Source organism: Enterobacter sp. 186315 (genome assembly GCF_053290175.1).
Genome location: NZ_JBPTTK010000062.1, coordinates 1 through 1262, shown reverse-complemented (window position 1 = coordinate 1262; position 1262 = coordinate 1). Strand labels below are relative to the sequence as shown.

Annotated in this window: 1 protein-coding gene; it reads right to left on the bottom strand. The window is 56.5% G+C overall.

Translation table 11 applies throughout. The features are described 5' to 3' along the window. Nucleotides 1-37: 37 nt before the first annotated feature. Nucleotides 38-1245 (bottom strand): IS3 family transposase gene (locus ACSVHP_RS22945; protein ID WP_088569505.1). Its coding sequence is split into 2 segments (ribosomal slippage): nucleotides 38-924 and nucleotides 924-1245, totalling 1209 coding nucleotides; the frame shifts between segments, so codons are not numbered across the junction. Nucleotides 1246-1262: the final 17 nt, after the last annotated feature.

Genomic DNA, 1262 nt, shown 5'->3' with positions numbered 1-1262 from the left:
TGATCTTGACCCGCCATCTCCGGACAGCTTTTGTATCTTAAGTTAACGATGTCCGCTGCCGCCGATATTCCCTCGGGGAGTGATATCCCAGCGCGCTGTGCGGGTGGTTTTCATTGTAATGTGTGAACGCTGCTGCAAGGTTTCGCAGGGCTGTTCTCACATCTGGTTTTGCCATGAACGCGATATAGTCTTCCTTCATCGTCTTCACGAACCGTTCGGCCATGCCATTGCTCTGCGGGCTGCTCACCGCTGTTGTACACGGCTCCAGATTCAGCTCTCTGGCGAACCTCCGCGTTTCATGCGCGGTATATGCTGAACCGTTATCCGTCAGCCATTGAACCGGTGTGGTCGGCAGCCCGTCGCCGAAGCGCTTTTCCACCGACCTCAGCATCACATCCTGCACCGTCGAACTGTCGTAGCCTCCTGTGCTCGCTGCCCAGTCTATGGCTTCTCTGTCGCAGCAGTCCAGCGCGAACGTGACCCGCAGCTTCTCACCGTTGTCGCAGCCGAACTCGAAGCCATCTGAACACCAGCGCATATCGCTTTCTGCCACCGCGATTTTGCCCTTATGTTCACGCTTCGACCGCTCTGGTTTGTCATGCAGTAACAGCAGATTATGCTCGCTCATAAGCCGGTAAAGCCGTTTGGCGTTCACGGGGGGCAGTCCCTCTGTACGACGTTGCGTACGCAGGATGCCCCACACACGGCGATAGCCGTAACTGGGCATATCGCTGATGATATCGAGGATCTCTGACAGTATTTCAGCGTCTGCTTCGTCATCACGCCGGTTACAGCGCCTGTCCTGCCAGTCGGCAGAACGGTTAATTCGCAGTGACAGCTGCGCACGCGACACGCCCATGGTGCGGCTGACCAGGGCTATTCCCCGTCCTTTGGCAACAAGGGCGCGTGCGCTATCCATTTTCGCGACTGAGCGTACTCCACGGCTTCTTTCAGGATCTCAACTTCCATCGTCTTCTTGCCCAGCAGGCGCTGAAGCTCCCGGACCTGCTTCAGAGCAGCAGTAAGCTCAGAAGCTGGAACAACTTCTTCCCCGGCCGCAACGGCGGTGAGGCTGCCTTCCTGATATTGCTTCTTCCACTTAAACAGCAGGCTGGGCTGGATGCCATGCAGGCGGGCGACATGGGAGACATTCATGCCCGGCTCCATCGTCTGCTGGATAATGGCGATCTTCTCCTGAGGAGTTTTACGTTTACGGACTTCTTGCCCTAACAGGATCCCGGTCATCTCAAAATTGGCGTTAG